20 protein-coding genes and 1 other annotated feature are annotated in these 18,221 nt (G+C 32.2%); of the genes, 7 read left to right on the forward strand and 13 right to left on the reverse strand.

Going from position 1 to position 18,221, the window contains the following annotated elements; genetic code table 11:
* Positions 1-20: 20 nt before the first annotated feature.
* From RD055328_RS05785 to RD055328_RS05805, 5 genes are all read right to left on the reverse strand, one after another.
* A complete protein-coding gene (locus RD055328_RS05785) occupies positions 21-737 on the reverse strand; it encodes a hypothetical protein (protein ID WP_244087845.1) in 717 nt (238 codons plus the stop codon).
* On the reverse strand, positions 737-1,585 hold the full coding sequence (locus RD055328_RS05790) for an ATP-binding cassette domain-containing protein (RefSeq protein WP_244087846.1): 849 nt from the start codon (positions 1,583-1,585) through the stop codon (positions 737-739). The genes RD055328_RS05785 and RD055328_RS05790 overlap by 1 nt, the downstream gene beginning before the upstream one ends.
* The gene (locus RD055328_RS05795) at positions 1,578-1,949 is read right to left on the reverse strand and encodes a GntR family transcriptional regulator (protein ID WP_244087847.1); all 372 of its coding nucleotides are present in this window, start codon (positions 1,947-1,949) and stop codon (positions 1,578-1,580) included. The genes RD055328_RS05790 and RD055328_RS05795 overlap by 8 nt, the downstream gene beginning before the upstream one ends.
* A 129-nt stretch (positions 1,950-2,078) precedes the next feature.
* A complete protein-coding gene (locus tag RD055328_RS05800; RefSeq protein WP_244087848.1) occupies positions 2,079-2,381 on the reverse strand; it encodes a hypothetical protein in 303 nt (100 codons plus the stop codon).
* Position 2,382: 1 nt separating this feature from the next.
* Entirely contained in the window at positions 2,383-3,147 is a 765-nt protein-coding gene (locus RD055328_RS05805; protein WP_244087849.1) for an NAD(P)H-dependent oxidoreductase, read from the reverse strand.
* 104 nt (positions 3,148-3,251) lie between these two features.
* Between RD055328_RS05805 and RD055328_RS05810 the strand changes: the two genes are divergently transcribed.
* The 3 genes from RD055328_RS05810 (at position 3,252) to RD055328_RS05820 (ending at position 6,262) form a co-directional block, all read left to right on the forward strand.
* Entirely contained in the window at positions 3,252-3,683 is a 432-nt protein-coding gene (locus tag RD055328_RS05810; protein ID WP_244087850.1) for a GNAT family N-acetyltransferase, read from the forward strand.
* A gap of 58 nt (positions 3,684-3,741) precedes the next feature.
* Positions 3,742-4,380, forward strand: a complete 639-nt coding sequence (locus tag RD055328_RS05815) for an SDR family oxidoreductase (RefSeq protein ID WP_244087851.1) — start codon at positions 3,742-3,744, stop codon at positions 4,378-4,380.
* Positions 4,381-4,732: 352 nt separating this feature from the next.
* On the forward strand, positions 4,733-6,262 hold the full coding sequence (locus tag RD055328_RS05820) for a helix-turn-helix domain-containing protein (protein WP_244087852.1): 1,530 nt from the start codon (positions 4,733-4,735) through the stop codon (positions 6,260-6,262).
* A gap of 12 nt (positions 6,263-6,274) precedes the next feature.
* On the opposite strand, the gene RD055328_RS05825 is transcribed toward RD055328_RS05820, so the two are convergent.
* The 5 genes from RD055328_RS05825 to RD055328_RS05845 all read right to left on the reverse strand — a co-directional run bounded on the left by RD055328_RS05825 (position 6,275) and on the right by RD055328_RS05845 (position 10,245).
* Positions 6,275-7,081 (reverse strand): MetQ/NlpA family ABC transporter substrate-binding protein, encoded by an 807-nt coding sequence (locus tag RD055328_RS05825; RefSeq protein WP_244087853.1) that lies wholly within the window; start codon positions 7,079-7,081, stop codon positions 6,275-6,277.
* 10 nt (positions 7,082-7,091) lie between these two features.
* Positions 7,092-7,775 (reverse strand): methionine ABC transporter permease, encoded by a 684-nt coding sequence (locus RD055328_RS05830; protein WP_244087854.1) that lies wholly within the window; start codon positions 7,773-7,775, stop codon positions 7,092-7,094.
* Positions 7,776-8,804 (reverse strand): methionine ABC transporter ATP-binding protein, encoded by a 1,029-nt coding sequence (locus RD055328_RS05835; RefSeq protein WP_244087855.1) that lies wholly within the window; start codon positions 8,802-8,804, stop codon positions 7,776-7,778.
* A gap of 50 nt (positions 8,805-8,854) precedes the next feature.
* Positions 8,855-9,090 (reverse strand) — a binding site (T-box leader).
* Between the two features lie 47 nt (positions 9,091-9,137).
* Positions 9,138-9,674, reverse strand: coding sequence for a TIGR00730 family Rossman fold protein (locus tag RD055328_RS05840; RefSeq protein ID WP_244087856.1), 537 nt, complete (start codon positions 9,672-9,674; stop codon positions 9,138-9,140).
* A 1-nt stretch (position 9,675) separates the two neighbouring features.
* Complete coding sequence (locus RD055328_RS05845) at positions 9,676-10,245, reverse strand: TetR/AcrR family transcriptional regulator (RefSeq protein ID WP_244087857.1); 570 nt, start codon at positions 10,243-10,245, stop codon at positions 9,676-9,678.
* A gap of 101 nt (positions 10,246-10,346) precedes the next feature.
* On the opposite strand from RD055328_RS05845, the gene RD055328_RS05850 reads away from it, so the two are divergent.
* From RD055328_RS05850 to RD055328_RS05865, 4 genes are all read left to right on the forward strand, one after another.
* Positions 10,347-11,402, forward strand: a complete 1,056-nt coding sequence (locus tag RD055328_RS05850; RefSeq protein WP_244087858.1) for an ABC transporter permease — start codon at positions 10,347-10,349, stop codon at positions 11,400-11,402.
* Positions 11,403-11,404: 2 nt separating this feature from the next.
* Positions 11,405-12,073 (forward strand): ABC transporter ATP-binding protein, encoded by a 669-nt coding sequence (locus RD055328_RS05855; RefSeq protein ID WP_244087859.1) that lies wholly within the window; start codon positions 11,405-11,407, stop codon positions 12,071-12,073.
* A gap of 121 nt (positions 12,074-12,194) precedes the next feature.
* Entirely contained in the window at positions 12,195-13,304 is a 1,110-nt protein-coding gene (locus tag RD055328_RS05860) for an SLC13 family permease (protein WP_375708067.1), read from the forward strand.
* Between the two features lie 287 nt (positions 13,305-13,591).
* Positions 13,592-14,038 carry a nucleoside 2-deoxyribosyltransferase gene (locus RD055328_RS05865; RefSeq protein ID WP_244087861.1) on the forward strand — a complete coding sequence of 149 codons (447 nt, stop codon included), beginning with the start codon at positions 13,592-13,594 and terminating at the stop codon, positions 14,036-14,038.
* A 26-nt stretch (positions 14,039-14,064) separates the two neighbouring features.
* On the opposite strand, the gene RD055328_RS05870 is transcribed toward RD055328_RS05865, so the two are convergent.
* From RD055328_RS05870 to RD055328_RS05880, 3 genes are all read right to left on the reverse strand, one after another.
* Positions 14,065-14,688 carry an HD domain-containing protein gene (locus RD055328_RS05870; protein ID WP_244087862.1) on the reverse strand — a complete coding sequence of 208 codons (624 nt, stop codon included), beginning with the start codon at positions 14,686-14,688 and terminating at the stop codon, positions 14,065-14,067.
* Between the two features lie 100 nt (positions 14,689-14,788).
* Complete coding sequence (locus RD055328_RS05875) at positions 14,789-17,188, reverse strand: hypothetical protein (protein WP_244087863.1); 2,400 nt, start codon at positions 17,186-17,188, stop codon at positions 14,789-14,791.
* Positions 17,189-17,193: 5 nt separating this feature from the next.
* Entirely contained in the window at positions 17,194-18,207 is a 1,014-nt protein-coding gene (locus RD055328_RS05880; protein WP_244087864.1) for a DUF916 and DUF3324 domain-containing protein, read from the reverse strand.
* Positions 18,208-18,221: the final 14 nt, after the last annotated feature.

Below are 18,221 nucleotides of genomic sequence, written 5' to 3' on the forward strand. Positions count from 1 at the left end.
GACCTCTTTCGAGGTCTTTTTTATTTAACTGGTTGTCGCCTGATAATTAGCCAAGAACCTAAATGTAACATTATAGTTATCACTAGTATCATTGTAATTAATGCCCAGATATTTCTATTCTCTGCTCCTGTAATTACACTAATGAAAGTTAACAATTGTTGCTGGACATCATGACTTAATCTCTCAACAATATAAGATACTAATGCCGGTGTAAACATTAATATAGTTCCAATTATTAATAAATATTCTTTTTTTACTCTTTTAATAATTAAGCCAATCAATATTCCAAATGAGAAACCAATCATTATTAGAACAAAGTCAAACACTAATACCCCTAATGAATATTGAGATAAATGAAACGCTGCACTTGTGACTTCAATATTCTTAATCCAGCTAATTTGGCGAATCCCAATAGATAGAAACAAGTTAATAACTATCATAGATATCGAAATAATGACTGTAGTAATTATATAAGCCACAAAAATCGTTTTACGACTAGTTCCAAATTGAATAGACGAATTAAACCCTGAAGTTACTAAAACAATCCCAATAGCTATTCCATAAAAAAATGAAGGAATTGATGGATCTACACTTGTAGAAACAGAATTATTACTAGTTATAAAATTAGTAAACACTGGTATTAGTACAGTAAAAGTTAAAAAAATTGCATAAAAATTCCCCATACTAAAATAAGTTCTTCTCAAACGTTCCTTGATGTTAGGTAGTAGTTTCATCATTAGTTAGTCCTCCCTACAAAATATTCTTGTAAATTCATCCGACGAATATTTATTCCATCAGGGGCATCTGAAATTGATGGAAAATTCTTTGCATAAATGCGTTTCATTCCAATAACTTTGCTCTCATAATAAACATCTAAATCTTTAGTGAAATTATCAATAATAGATCCACTACCTTCAATAATTGCACATGAATTTAATAATTCATCTAAATCAACGTCATCAATCACCATTCCATCTTTAATGATGATGATATGTTCAAATAATTTTTCCATTTCTTCAATAATGTGCGTCGCTACCACAAAAGTTCGAGGCTGTTCTTGATATGTTTCAATTAAAAATTCATAGAACAAATCACGATGATTGGCATCTAATCCTAAAATTGGTTCGTCTAAGAATATGAATTTTGCCGGTATACAAAGAGCTATAATTAATTTTGTTATCGAGCTATAGCCTGTAGACAATTTACCAAATTTCGAATTGATATCAACATCAAACTTCTCTATCATTTCAATGGCTAATTTCCAATTAAATGAACCATAGTAGGATTCTGCAGTTTTAAAAATTCGTTTTATCTTAGCATCATGATTAAATAAACTTTTTTCGCTACTTAAATATATCTGTGATAATGCTTTTTCATTTTCTGTAACAACTTCCCCATTTAGTGTGATTTCTCCATTAGTTGGGAATTCTCGGTTACTAATTAAATTCATTAATGTTGATTTACCAGCACCATTACGACCTAATAAACCATAAATCTTGTTTTCTTCAAAAGTTAAATTGATGTTCTTCAACACATGTTTTTTGCCATATGACTTATTAATATCAATTATCTGGATTTTACTCATTCTCATAGCCTTTCTTAATCAAATTTTGTAGTTCATTAAGATTAATATTCAATTCTTGAGCGCGTTTAACAGTATCCAATACATAATCTGTATAGAAATTAGTTTGACGATTCTCAAGAATTTCAGTCTGAGAATCTTGCGTAACAAACATCCCCAATCCACGCTTCTTTTCGATTAAATTTTTATTTACTAAGATATTCATACCTTTAAGAACCGTAGCTGGATTAATACGGTAATCTTTTGAGACTTCAGTTGTAGAAGGTATTTGATCTCCCGGTTTATAAATACCTTGCAAAATTGCATCCTCTATTTGTTGTGCTATTTGTAGATATAGTGGTTTCTCTTCATCGAATTTAAAATACAATATATTAATCCTTTCAAAGTAAATTAATCTTAACCGGCCAGTTGTAGGTTAGTTACTTGTGTAACTAACTATATAACCAGTCCGATTTTTTGTCAATTAAAAAAAGCATATTCTTTCGAATATGCTTTTTTATATATTGTTTATTAATGCTATTAATGCCACGGCAATAAAGACCATAAGTACATTAATTGCCACTTGATAGATAATATTAATTCTTAATTTCATGACTATGAAAAAAAACATCAACATCGATAAAACTACCATAACAACTTTGTAACCTGCTAAAACATTCAATAATGCAGTTCCAATTGTCATAATGAAGAATGCCAATGTTAAATAGACAATCCATTTCATGCTCAAAACTTCTTGAGTAAATAATGTCCAAATAATAAAAGATAGGCCAATCAAAATTATAATACTTCCAAAAATCATACTATCTCCTTCGATGTTTCACAAATGTAAAGAAGTGTAGAATCATAGATAATAAGACAAAGAAAATAATTGTAAAACTAGCATAGTTTAGCCAGAAACTATTAATAGTTATAAGATTACCAAGTAATTGTTGGATTCCCATTGTCAATAATGCCATAACCGCAATCATAAAAAATAATTGAATATATCTCTTCACAGTTGAATCATCCTTTCGCTTCTTAGTTGAAATTTTCTTACCATATTTAGCACATAGTTTCTTCTTACTTCCAGGTAATTCTTTCATCCCAAAAGTGCCTGGCAAGACAATTTCACCTGTCTTAATAACACCCGCAGCTGACATAACCCGATCGATAGTCTTAAGACTATTATCGGTAACACCAGTTACAAAGTTCTCAAATGTTGATACATAACAACTCGTTAAACTTAAGTAATGTTTGTTCTTAAATTGCCCTGGAATTGTATCACCGTTTTCTTTGAAATATACAAACTTAGGTCGCATGCAATCAAAGAAATTCTTTAACACTCCGGATAATTCACGCCAGTATGTAGGGGCTGCAAATACCCATACATCAGCTTCCATTAACTTCTCGCTCAATTCATCTAATACTGGATTATCCTCACCACGTTTTCTTGGGGTTATGTGATAATCTTCTAAATAAATAGTCTCTTGTTCGCAACTATCGTCAACATTTTTCATTACTTCTGCTAACAATTGAGCATTAATACCTGCTTCTTGATGAGCAGCTAAAACTCCTAATATTTTCATATACTCATCTCCTTACTTATACAGTATAACTTTAAAACATTTTTGTTTCTATTTTCTTTTTTATAGTTAAAATAAACATAAGAATATATATAGGAGAAAAAATTATGGAAATTAAACTTTCAACAGATTTAAAATCACCTATTTATCAAGACGCTTTAAATATCCGCTACAAAGTATTTGTAGATGAACAAGATGTTCCGGAAAACATGGAAATCGATGAATATGAAGATATATCAACTTATTTTGTTGGATATATCGATGATCAACCTGTCGTTACCGCTCGCTGTTTTCCCACTGATGATAATGGCTGGCACGTACAACGAGTTGCAACGTATAAAGAATATCGAAAACGCGGTTTAGCAAAAGAATTATTAGAATATATTGAGCAAGTTGCTAAGCAAGAAGATTACGATTATTTGATTTTAGGTGCTCAAGATCAGGCTCAAGGCTTTTATCTAAAACTAGGTTATCAAGTTATTGGTGATCAATATATGGACGCCGGCATAGAACATCATGATATGAAAAAATCACTCTAGACGTTTTGAGTAGTAATAATTATTCGAAAGTAGTATTTTACTTGTGAGGTGAATAATTATGAAAAATACATTTATTGTTGGCGCCAACGGCGCAGTTGGCCGATTATTGGTTGCCCAAATGAAAGAAAAAAACATGTCTTTCACAGCTGGAGTCCGCAAGCAAGAACAAGTAGACACCCTTCAAACTGATGGAATTAATGCAAAATTAATTGATTTAACAGGTTCCGTTGACGATTTAGTAAAAGCTTTTTCAGGAGCAGATAGTATTATCTTCTCTGCTGGTTCTGGAGGTAAAACTGGTGATGATATGACTCTTGAAATCGACCTAGATGGCGCTGTCAAAACTATGGAGGCCGCTCAAATTGCCGGTGTTAAACGTTATGTTATGGTAAGTTCGATCTATGCAGATAAGCGTGAGACAGTTGATGCTTCACCAATTCGTCCTTATATGATTGCTAAATTCTACGCTGATCGAGAATTGCGCCGTTCAACGCTAGACTATACGATTTTACATCCCGGATATCTAACTAATGATGAACCAACTGGAAAAATATTAGTAGATGATACTTCAGATAATATCAAGATTTCTCGTAGTGATGTGGCTGCTTCATTAATTCATTTATTAAATAATGATAAATCAATCAGAAAAGACTACACTATCGTAAACGGTGATAAGCCAATCGAAACAGCATTTTAAAAAATTGCAAAATAAAAAACACTGACCTTTGTCAGTGTTTTTTTGATTCTTCAAGCTCTTTATCTACGTTTACATTTTAACTTAACTTCCCCAGAACTTTACCTGGCTTGATAGAATAATTCCCCCTGAACTATTTTCCCCAAAATAGTTCATCTAATAACTAGTGCATCACATGCATTATCTAGCTAACGAGATAAGTATAACGAAATTATCTTCATATTTATTATCAAAAATAGCCTTTATAATGGCAAAAAATGATATTTATTTGTTTAATCCCTTATAAATTAAAGAATTTTCATCAATTATTTGTTAAGCTAATAATATATACCCGATATATTTAAAGGATTGTAATATGTACAGAAGTAAATTTTTAGACCCTTGGGATGAAAGATGTTTCGAGTTATTAGTATACCTAAATAATAATTCTCGCAGCACTTCTAAAGAAGACTGTATTTCGTATCTAAATGTTTCCCCAAAAACTCTTGCTAAAATGTGTGATTCATTAACTTCTATAGCTAATGAAACAGGTTTTTTTGTAATGGAAAACACACAAAACCGTTTAAAAATTATAATGACTGAAAATAGTAATGCCTCTCGTGTATTCTTCCATCTCTTATCACATTCCATCAAGTATAAGCTTATAGATGAGCTATTTAATCAGAACGAATTGCAAACAATTAAATTAGAGAGTGAACTAGGTATTAGTCACGCCACATTGTATCGAAAACTTGATGATCTAAAGGAAATACTTGCTACATTTAATTTAAAAATTCACAAAAAAGAACTACAAGGTTCCGAATTACAAATTCGCCACTTTTTTTTAGATTTCTGCATGAACACAATTCCTTATGATTATTTGTTAAACGAGTTAAAAGATAGTCAAATAGTAGCAGCAGTTGATCTGTTCAAACAAACACTTGAAGTTAATTTAGACACTGAAGCCGAATTAAAATTCATCGTTTATTTAACTATTATGCGCAAGCGATATCACCAAGGAAAAATTGATGAGCAAAAACTAACAGATGAATATCCTTTCTTTGAAAATGACTACGATAAAACTCACAAAAAACATTTCTTAGCTATGTTTTCTAATTATGAATTAAAGGATTCTGTTGATACGTTTTTCACTAGTTTATCAAATCTTTTCAAAGTTAACTTTTCTAATTGGGAATCAGAATTATTCATACTTTTTGCAATGGGAAATAATATTTTCCCACTTAACTCAGCGGTCTTTAATAATGTGATTAAAATACAATCACAATCTGATTCTATTGTTGAAACGATCGTTAATGCTATGCTTGATAAATTGCACGAAACCAATCTGCTTGAAGACGGAAATTTCATTTTACAGAATTATGTTAGAAGTTTGTTGAATACAATTTGCTGGAACCATGAAATATATCGTGGCGGAATTTATATGTATACAGAATTGAAGTTCGACAGATTCATTAGTCTCAATAAATTCGATGTAATTAGAGAATATGTCGTTAATTTCCTACCTAATTCTTTCCCACAATTCAAAAAAGACGATTTACAAAACAAAAGATTCTTAGTTAACTTAGTATTAATATGCTTATATTCTGCTAATCACAGTAATCAGTCTTATAAGATAGGTGTTTCTATAAAAGGTGATCTTATGTATCGCATGTTGATTGAAAAACATATTATCAACCGCGTTAATTCTTTAGGTTACGTAAATGCTGAAGTATTGGATAAAAACAAAAAATACGATTTAGTAATTAGTAATGTTAATTTATTAGAGCTTGAAGATATATATCAAGACTTCTATTTACTTAATCATCAATTCACTCCATTAGACTTCAATACACTAGAATTATTTATTGAAAAAAAAGCAGGGATAAAAAAAGACGCAACTATATAGTTGCGTCTTTTTTTATTTAACGGGAAGAACTGCACCTTTCCACTTCTTTAAAATCCACTTTTGAGTGCTATCTTTTTTAAGTTCTCTAACTAACAACTCAATATTTTTTTTATTCTTATCACTTTTATTAACTGCTACAACGTTACTGTATGGAGAATCCGTTGATTCAATAGCTACTGCGGATTTAGGATCAATCTTTGCTTGTACTGCGAAGTTTGAATTAATTGCTATTAAATCTCCTTCGTCATTTTTATATAATTCCGGTAGAATTTTAGGATCAAAACTATACTTGAATTTGAGGTTCTTAGGATTATCTTTTATATCTTTAAAATCAGCTGTTTCAATATTTGTTCCAGGTTTCAAAGTCAAAATGCCATTTTGTTCTAATATTGATAATACTCGACCCCAATCAGCTCGACTACTAGAAACTAATACCGTAGCACCGTTTTTTACATCACTGATTTTTTTGACTCTCTTACTATACAATCCTAAAGGTTCCAAATGAATCTTGCCTGCACTGACTAGATCATACCCATTATCCTTATTGGATTTATTCATATAAGGAATATGTTGATAATAGTTAGCATCCAACTCTTCAGCGTCAAGTGCCGCATTCGGAAGTACATAGTCATTAAAAACTTTGATTTCTAAGTCTATTCCTTCTTTTTTCAATGCTGGCTTAATATGCCTTAGTATCTCAGCATGGGGAATTGATGAAGCTCCTACTGTTAATCTGTTTTTAGGTTTTTGCGAAGTACATCCTGTCAGTAAAACAATCAGAAGCAATAGAAAAGATAACTTATTTAGTTTTTTTATCATATCTATCCTCCTATCTGTGATCGACTTTTTTGACAACGAAATCACCTATAAATTGAAAAGCAAAAACAATAACTAAGATAATTAATGTTGCTACCAAAGTAACTGTATTTTGTCCGGCTTCAAATCCATCTTGATAAGCTAAGTTGCCTAGTCCACCGGCCCCAATTACACCAGCCATTGCGGTGTAACCAATGATAGAAATTGCTGTTACTGTTAATCCTGAAACCAGTGCAGGTAAGCTTTCGGGTAACAATACTCGCCAAATAATTTGTTTGTTTGTAGCTCCTAATGAACGTGCCATTTCAAGTGCTCCAGTATCAACTTCATTAAATCCTAACTCAACTAACCTAGCATAGAATGGTGCGGCAGCTAACACTAATGCTGGCAATGCCGCTTTAGGGCCAATGATTGTTCCAACTAAAACTTTAGTAAATGGTATAAGTAAAACGATTAAGACAATAAACGGAATTGAACGAAAGACGTTCACAAAAAATGAAATAACAGCTCTAAATATCTTGATTGACAATCTTGTAGAGGATTTTGTTTGATATAAAACTAACCCTAATAAAAAGCCAATTATTGCAACTAATATTACCGTCCCAATTGTTAGAATTATTGTTTCGGTAGTTGATATTCTAATATTTAGCCAATCTATTTGTGACCATTGAAAGTAAGATTGTATTCCTGCATTCATTTATATCACCTCCACTTGTACTTGTTTTGTATTTAGATTCTTTATTATTTGCTCTTGCAAATCTTCTGTTGCCTGAATTTGCACGATTAAATATCCCATTACACCTTCAATAGTAGGTTGTAATTGTCCTCCCAAAATACTGAATTGAGCTTTCGGATATTCACGACTAATCTCTGAAATAACAGCTTGTCGTACCGTTTCACGAACAAAAGTTAGTTTTAGAATTGCTGAATCACTTGTCGCATTTTGTTTGATTTCTTTTAGCACTTCTTGTGCATCTATATCATTTTGTAATTGTGATTCTGAAATAATTGATTTAGTAATTGCTGAATTAGGGTGTTCGAATATTTGTGTTACTGATCCAGTTTCTACAATTTTTCCTGATTCCATTACCGCGATTTGTTGGCAAATACGACGAACAGCTTCCATTTCATGTGTAACCATTACAATAGTTATCTTCATTTCACGATTAATTTTTGCTAATAATTTCAATATCGAGGATGTTGCTTCAGGATCTAGCGCACTAGTTGCTTCATCACATAATAATATTTTAGGATTTCTGATTAAGGCTCTAGCTATGGCCACACGTTGTTTTTGTCCACCAGATAATTGGTTAGGATACTTATTATCGTGATCATTTAAGCCGACGATTTCTAATATTTCTAGAGCCCTTTTTTGACGTTGTTCTTTAGGAACTCCAATCAATTTCAAAGGCAGTGCAACATTTTCTAATACAGTCTTTGATGCCAGTAAATTGAATTGTTGAAATACCATACCGATTTGTTGTTGAGCTAATCTCAAATCGGTCTTGTTGATATTAACAATAGATTGCCCATCAATCTTAATATCACCTGATGTTGGAGTTTCTAAACCATTGAATAATCGAATCAAAGTACTCTTACCTGCACCTGAATAACCGATAATTCCGTAGATAACCCCTTCTGGTATTTCTAATGAAACATCATGAAGTACTGAGAATTCTTGATTCTTGTTAACAAATGTTTTGTTAACATTTTGCACTGTGATCATAATTCATCCTCTTTTCTAGAACAAAAAAAATCCTTCCTCTCAAAATTGAGAGAAAGGACGTCTAATAACGTGTTACCACCTTCATTTGTAATAACCTCACGACTATTACCTTGCAAAGTACCTGTTGATACTCGTTTGCTGTAACGGGCAACACCCGCATTTGACTAAAGCATTCGCCAAATGAACGTTACAAGACCATATTCGACTACTCTTCATGCTATCTCTTTTCACCAAACGAGACTCTCTTTTAACACTACTAACTAACCTACTCATCTTTTGTTTTTATATTTATTGTTTGTAATCATATTCATTTTTTTGCTTGTTGTCAACCAATTAGTCATTTATAAAATTTTTTATTTCTGAAAATGAACTAAAAGCATACAACATTTCTCTATGTTCTTTCGTCAAAAAACCTTGCTCCACCATGCGATCATACATTTCAATTAACGGTTCATAATATCCATCTTGATTGAATAAAATACATGGATTATTATTTTGGCCTACTCGATTCCATGAGTATGCTTCTGATATTTCTTCAATGGTTCCCGGACCACCTGGAAGAGCCAAACAATAATCAGATAGCTCAAGCATTTTTTTCTTTCGTTCATCCATATCTTCAACTATTTCTAAAGATGTTAATCCCTCATGAGCTTGCTCATCCTCAACTAAAAATCCTGGAATTACACCAAATACTTGTCTGCCATTAGCTAACATAGTATCCGCAATTATTCCCATCAATCCGCGGTTCCCACCGCCATAAACCAAGTCATATCCATTTGTACACATCCATTGCGCTAATTCTTCAGCTTTTTGTGCATATTTGTTATCAAAACCCGTTGAGGCTCCACAATAAACCGCGATTCTTGTCATCTTAATCCATCCTTAAATATGGTGTAATTGAATTATTAATTAATTTTGAAATCATTTCTGTATTATCACCATCAAAACTATCTCTTGATAGAAATAATTGATGTAAAAAGCCAATAAGTCCCCAACAAATATAGCTCATAACGTATTCGCCTGTCTCTTCGTTCTCAAATGGCAGAACTTCTTTACCACGTTTGATTGTTAATTTAAGCAGTTGTGTCATTAATCCTGAATTAGGATTACGACATAAGACACCAAGTGCCATCATGTTTTCAAATACATATCCTAGAACATGTTGGAAGTATTCATTACTGTTAACTTGTCCTGTATAAGTATCAACTAACTCAGAAAATTCATTCACATATTGCTTTTCTGTTTTATCTTGCAAATCATAGATATCATCATAATGAACGTAAAAAGTCCGACGATTCAAATCAGCTTTTTGCGTTAATTCAGTAACTGTTATCTCACTAATCGGTTTCACAGCTAATAATGATATAAATGATTTTTCAATACTTGCAAGTGTTTTTATACTTCTCTTATCCATAACCATCCCCCACAATGCTTTATGCATAATTATACTCCATCTGTGAATTAATGCACACTTTTTCAACTAATGACCATTGCACCTAGATGTATAAAGCTTAGAATATGCCACATACATGGAGGTATATTATGTTTTTAGCAATAAAAGAATTAAAACATAGTAAGTTAAAATTCAGCTTACTAACTACTATTATTTTTTTAGTTACATTTTTGGTTTTATTTATTACTGGTCTAGCTAATGGCTTAGCTAATGAAGGAAAATCAGCCATTAGTACTACAGATATTCAGAGTTTCGTTCTACAAAAAAATTCAAACAATAGAATTAGTAGATCAAATCTAACAAATGATGATATCAAAAAAATTAATAATGATAATCTTGTACCACTAACTATTAATCAACGAACAATCCAAAAAAATGGTGATAAGAATAACAAAGTAGATATATCATTTTTTACTATTGATTTTGACAGTTTCTTAAAACCTGAAATTAACAAAGGTAATAACATTACTAATTCAACTAAAAAACAAGTTGTTGTTAGTCAAAAACTAGCTGATGACGGCTATAAAATTGGCGATGATATTATTGATACCAATACAAAATCTAAGTTTGAAATTGCTGGGTTTACTGATGACAAATCATACTCACATACACCAGTTGTTTATCTTAATTCTACTGAAGGTGAATCAATTTCTCAGCAACCTGGAACGATAAATACTTTGGTTAGCAAAAAAAATATCAATGATGTCAAAGGTTACACCGTTGTAGATAAAGCTACTATTATCCAAAACATCCCTGGTTATTCTGAAGAACAAGGTTCTCTTTTGATGATGATTAGCTTCCTATATGCTATTTCTATTGTAGTTTTAGGAGTCTTCTTTTATATCATTACTTTAGAAAAAACTCCGCAATTAGGAACTCTAAAAGCAATCGGGGCTTCTACTCGCTATCTAGCTAACAACTTACTTTCACAAGTAGTTGTTATAACTGGCTTATCACTTATTATTTCTAACATTTTCATTCTTGGTATGAAAATGATTCTTCCAGCCTCAATGCCATTTAGCTTGGACTTACCAATTCTATTACTAACTGATTCATTATTTATAATCATTGCTGTTGTCAGCACAATAATCTCGCTAATTAAAATTAGCAAAGTCGATCCTGTTTCAGCTATTGGAGGTAACTAATTATGAATGCTTTGGAATTAAAAAATATAACTAAAACCTATTCAGATGGTAACGAACAAATAGAAGTCTTAAAAGATATTAACTTAACTGTTAAACCCGGTGAGTTTGTTGCAATTGTTGGCCCAAGTGGTGCCGGAAAAAGTACTTTCTTAACAATGGCCGGTGCATTACTACAACCTACCGAAGGATCTATCAAGCTTTCAAATCAAGAAATAACTTCTATGAACAACAAAGATTTAACAAATATAAGATTAGAAAAAATTGGTTTCATCTTTCAAAATTCGGAATTAATTCCTTACTTAACTGCACAAGATCAATTGAATATTGTTTCAAAGATGAACCATGTTGCCGACTATAAAAAACGTAATCAAAATTTGTTAGCAGAAGTCGGACTTAATGATCAACTAAATAAGTATCCTAGCCAATTATCAGGTGGACAAAAACAACGAGTTGCTATTGCCCGTTCTTTAGTAAATGATCCAGTACTTATTTTGGCCGATGAACCTACTGCTAGCCTTGATTCAAAACGTGGTCGACAAGTCGTTCAAATGCTACAAACAATTAGCCATGAACAAAACAAATCTGTTGTAATGGTAACTCATGATGAACGTGTCTTAGATCTAGTTGACAAAATATATCAAATAGAAGATGGAGCATTATCTGCAAATTAAGTTAAAAAAACTTTTTATTTTCAGAAAAAAATCCATTTAATTAACGTTGAACTATTCTCAAACAAGTACTTAACCTTTATAATGGAATCTGCATGTTGTTTGAAAATAAGAGGTTATGAATTTGGCTGTTATCATAAAAAAGATTGCTAGCGATAAGACACTTTGGATTGCGTTTATTGCTGCGGTCATAACAAGTTTTTTAAGTTCACCACATATTGTTTCAGATATTAACTGGCATACTATTGCATCATTGTTATCAATGATGCTCCTAGTTCAAGTGTATGAATACCTAGATTTTCTAGAATTCATAGCTGCCGGTCTCACAAAACGCGCAAAAACCGTTCGCCAATTGATGATGGCAATTGTTTGTTTAACTTTCTTTGGTGCATCACTTTTAACCAATGACATCGCTATTCTAACAATGATTCCGTTATTTCATAAGTTGGCTAAACACTTAAAATTAAGTCCCGTAATGCCGGTTATTCTGATTGCTGTTTCAGCAAATCTTGGAAGTATTCTTACTCCCTTTGGTAACCCTCATAACTTATATGTACAAACTCACTACAACCTTAGTGCAGGGCAATTCTTTTCCATGTCACTACCAATTTCAGTTATTAGTTTCTTAGTTTTGATGTTATTAACACTTACATTTCCAAAACAAGCAATACAACCTCGCCAACTTAAGACAATTGTTCTTAATAAACCCGCTTTAACAGTAACTGTTCTTATAACGATGATCTTCTTCTTGAGTATTTTCTCAATTGTTCCTATTTGGTTGCCACTAATCGCTGCCTTAATTTGGACAATCATCTTGAATTATCATATTACTGAAACAGTCGATTACTCATTACTATTAATCTTTATGAGTTTTGCTGTTGCCGTTGGTAATGCCGGAAGAATTCCTGCTGTCGTTGATTTATTCAAATTCCTCGAACAAGGGAAATTCAGTACTTATCTAACAAGTATTATTACTAGTCAGTTCATGAGTAACGTACCATCAAGTATCTTAGTTTCTCAATTTACGCATGAATATGTTGCTGTCTTCTTAGGGACAAACATTGGTGGTCTAGGAACTGTTATTGCCTCAATGGCGAACCTGTTAACATTTAAGCAATACAATTTCTTCTTCAAAGTGAAACCGTTAAGATTCTTAATGATTTTCTTCTTAGTAGATGTATTATTATTACTATTATTTGGTACTATTGGATTCTTCTTACTTTATCTATACTAAAAAAGACGATTAAGTCATTAACTTAATCGTCTTTTTTTATGCTTCAAATTTGTGTTAGTCTGTTTTTTTATTCCATGTAGCTCAGAATACTATTTTTAAAGAGTATAAGTGAATCTCAAATTATAAGCTGATTATCCCCATAACCTGACTTATTTTCACAAAGAATAATATCGACCTCCTATTGATGAGTCTAAGTTCGAAACCTTAAATTTAACTTAAAAACATCTCTTGTACTTAATATTTTTATTAGATATGATGTAATAACAACAAACATTAAAGGAGTCCCCATGACAAAGAATATTTATCTTGCTGGTCCATTTTTCGACGAGAAAAACGAACAAAGAAATCGTGCGCAAAAAGCTTTTGACGCATTATCAAAAAACCCAACTGTTGGTGATATCTACTTACCAATGAACAACCAAGAAGCTGACGCTCCTGAATTAAGTCTAGCTTGGAGTAAAGAAGTATACCAACGTGATATTAATGCCATGGAAAACGCTGATGCTATTGTTGCTATTCATGATTTCGAAGGTCATGGAATGGACGAAGGTACAGCTTTTGAAATCGGTTGGGCAATTGATAAAAAATATATCGTATTATTTCAAGAAAACAAATTCCCCGTCAACGTTATGATCTTACAAGGCGCTAACTACTTCACCGATTCATTTGAAGAACTAAGTACCATCGATTTTGATAATGAAGAACAAAAACCTTATAGCGGTGAAATTATATAAAAAAGACATCCGATTGGATGTCTTTTTTAATATTCAGATTTGAACTCTGTAATGAATTCTTCCATGAATTTGTGACGTATTTGCGCTAAGCGTCGACCTTCAGTGGTATTCATCTGATCTTTTAGTAATAATAGCTTTTCGTAAAAATGATTAATCACACTGCTTGATTTTCGATATTCGTCATGATTAAGTTCAGTACGTGGTTTATCGTTAGGATTATACATCTCACCGCCCTTACTGCCACCATAATAAAATGCGCGACCAATTCCAATAGCTCCGATGGCATCTAGTCGATCAGCATCCTGTACAATCTGTCCTTCAATTGGTAAATCAATTTTTTGCTCTAGGTTTTTTGAATAAGACATATTATCAATAATGAAAAAAACTTGTTCAATCTCAACATCTTTTATTCTTTGTGTTTGCAGGAATTCACGTAAATTTTTACGAGCTTGTTGAACATCATCTACGATTTTTTCATCAATGACATCATGTACATTAGCAGCAATCAAAGTAACTTCCATATTTGCATTTGGCTCTGTTGTTAGAATCTTTTCAGCTAACTTAACAACTCGATTAATATGATCAATAGAATGTCCTGTTTGATCACTATTTAGTATCTCATTACGATATTTAATTATTTGTTTATTCATTAGGTCGCTCTCTTTAGTTATTAATCTTTCATATATAGCATAACAGATTATTGCAAACAAAAAGACGTGACTAACTCACGTCTTTTTTGTATTCAGTATTTTACAAGTTACCATTTGGTCCTGCGTCTAGTGACCACTGAACAACTCCTGCATAAGAATTGTCATCTACAAATCTTTGATCATTTGATACTTCTAAAGCGGGACCTTTATCCATTGGCCAACTGAAGTTCAAATCTCCATTATTTGCAATATTATTCGTATATACAGTCTGTGGTTGTCCAGGTAACAACACTAATTGATTAGAGAACAAACCTGGATATTTATTCAATAGTTGTTCATCTTGATTTAATAATAATCTTGATTTCAAAACATCCCCTGTTGAGTTTGTTAATCCATTACCGATTAATTGACTAGTTAATGTCCAATTGAAGTTCTTGTCATTATATGAGTCGAAAATCTTAACAGAGAAATCATCAGGTGATTGTCTTGTATATGTAGTTACTGAATCAGGAACATCTTGTTGTCCGAAGTTTGCATTATCAGTTGCCGATTCAAATCTCAATTCACCAGGATTTATATAAATATCCGGATTATTAGTTGTACCAATAACATGGTATTGACCATCCTGTCCCGATACAGATTCAAGAGTGTCTGTTCCTGTCGATAAGGTCTTACCTCTATCTTCTTTAGAAGTAGATACTTCATACTTAACACTAATTGGTGTTCTTACAGGAATATTCTGTTCTCCAAGAACTTTAGGCATTAGATTATACGAGAATTTCCCGTCTTTCCAAGCAGAATCAGCTACAGGAATAGTCACCTTGTTTTTTCCAGGAACCTTAGCTTCAACTTTTGTTGAACCACTAACTAATTGAGTTGATTCTGGCAATGTTGCTTTAATAGTTGCTAACATCATTGTTGCATCTACTTTGGGTGTGAACACAGATTCAAGTTTTACGTTTTCCCCTGGATTAATAGTTAAAGTTTCCAGACTGCTATTTGAATCTGTAGAAAGTATCTTTCTACCATTGAATGTTGGTAAGTCTAAAACAGTATATTGATAATCCACTGTTTCTGTTCTACCAAAATCATCAGTGAAGGTTAACTTAGTAGTATGTTGACCTGTCTTTGACGAATATGTGTTAGGTAATGCAATATTTGCATGTTCTTCATTACCTGGGTCTGTAACTTCAACTGCTGTACTATCTGCAGTTGATGTCATTAAATTATCAGTAATTTTGACTGATAATTTTTTAGCATTCTCATCCATCTCTGTAAAATCGATTGGAGCTGTTATACTTTCGCCTAATCCATAAACTCTTTTAGCAGATGGATCTAGTTCAACAGATAGTGCTTCGTCATTTTTGATAAATGTTGTAGTAACAGGACTTAGTAAGGTGTTATCTTTTTGGTAACCCGAGAATGTTACTTCATTTCTCTTAATGCCACCGGGAGATGTAATTAGTGTGTCATTATTATGAGAAACCACAGCAGTTGATGTTACATCTTCTTGAGTAAAGATATTCACAACTCGATTAAATCTCTCACCTACTTTATCAATATCGTTGTCTTCCCATGTGTTCATGCTGACAACTCTATTTTCAAATGGACCTGGCAAGAAAGTATCTTGCGTTGTTCCATTACTTGTTACTTTTTCCCAGTTTTGACCACCGTCATATTTTTCAGTATTGAATGTTAATTCGGTATCCCAAGGAGAAATATAGGCATTCCAAGTGGGGAATGAATCTAAGGCTGGATTAGCATCTTCTTGTCCAGCTTTAGGGTGAGCATTTTTATTTGAATCCCATGTTATTTGTTTATATCCATAGAAGTTAACTTTAAAATCTAGTTTCTTATTCTCATTAGGTGGAGCCATTCCTTTTGTTAACAATTGGTTTGGACTTTTATCAATATCCGGATAACCATTTTTAGAGAGCTTGCTAACGTCAATCTTTGCAACTAACTTAACATCTAGTGCACTTTTACCTGAACCAAGGATAGATTTAATTATATCCGTTAGCCATTCTACAAGTTTAAAAAAACTAGCACCTTTTCTCATTGTAAAGTAAAGATGACCATCTGTTGGATTGTCATATGAAAAGAATCCAGGATCCAGTTTGTATGGACTTGCTGAACCTACATATAGATAAGAATTATTGTAATCGATAGAATCTACAACGTCCTTAGCAGTAATTCGATTAGGCAAAGTAATTCTAGCAGCAAAGTTCAATCCGTCTTTAGCTTTTGCTAAAGCTTCTAATCCAGCGAATCCTAATGTTGGTACAACACTATCTTTCCATACGAAATCAGCGTTTCCGCCTTTCCATGGATCGCTCATACTTCCCGGGTAATAAAGAACATCTAAACTAGGCTTTTCAGATGTATCTTGCTCAACACTTATCCCGTCAGAAGCAGCAACAATCGAAGTTGAAAAGATACTCGCAACTAAGAAAAATGCAAATGATAAGCTAATTATTGATTTTAATTTTTTTTGTCTCAACCGTGTTACCCCCTTTTTGCGCGTTTCAACTTAACGATTAAGTACGCAACAACACTAATTAATAGAATTATTATTATAAATAAAGCAATGTATTTCCAATCGAAATTGAATCTTGAAATATTGGATTCGTCATTGATTTTTTCGGCTTGTTTGTCCGATATAGTGAAATTCTTTGATAACTTATAAGTATCATCATCATTTTTGACAACTAACTTAAGTACATATTCCCCAGATTTCAAATACTTCTCAACCGACTTTGTTGTATAAACCATCTTAGAATTTGGCGCCATCTTCAGATCTTTAGAACTATCTGACAAAAACAATTCGTTATTTGATTTCTTATATATCTTGGCAGTTATATCTAAACCTGATTCAATTTTGTTACTTTCATTGTTCAATACGTAATCAAATGATGGATAATGATGATTTGATTTGGCCTTAACATCTGTAAGTGTGAAGTTAGACTTAGGTGTATTTTCATTATTTCTTAAAACAACAGCAATGTTATAAGCAAATGTATTAGTTATCTGTGCAGATTCATCAATATTCTTGTCTGCGTCTTTAACGTATACATGTAATCCACCTAATAAAATCCCCTCAAATTCTTTTTCGGGCATCTTAACTTTAACTGTAACGTCTTTGCTACTTTCAGCTGGTATCTTAACTTCTTGTGTTCTATTGTCGACGATGCTTTCAAAAGTTTTGTCTAATTTATTAGTCTTCTTGAATTGTCCATAATCTATAGCACCAGAATTACTTGAAGTACTTTGATTTGCTTCTACAACAAATGTCTCTTCTTTTGATGATTTGTTATGAATAGCCAAAGTAACACTTGCTTCTTCTTGTGGCTTAAGTAGTAAGTCAAAATAAGTAGTTATGTTCTTATCTCTTTGTTGGTCATTAATTATTGGAGTTACAGAAAAACCACTATTTTTGTTATCAGCATGACTAATATTACTTGGAATTAATAATATTAAAAATGCTAACGGTATGAAATATTTTAGTTTGTTTAATTTCAAATTAAGTATCCCCC

Source organism: Companilactobacillus sp. RD055328, assembly GCF_022835675.1.
Lineage (GTDB): Bacteria > Bacillota > Bacilli > Lactobacillales > Lactobacillaceae > BQUT01.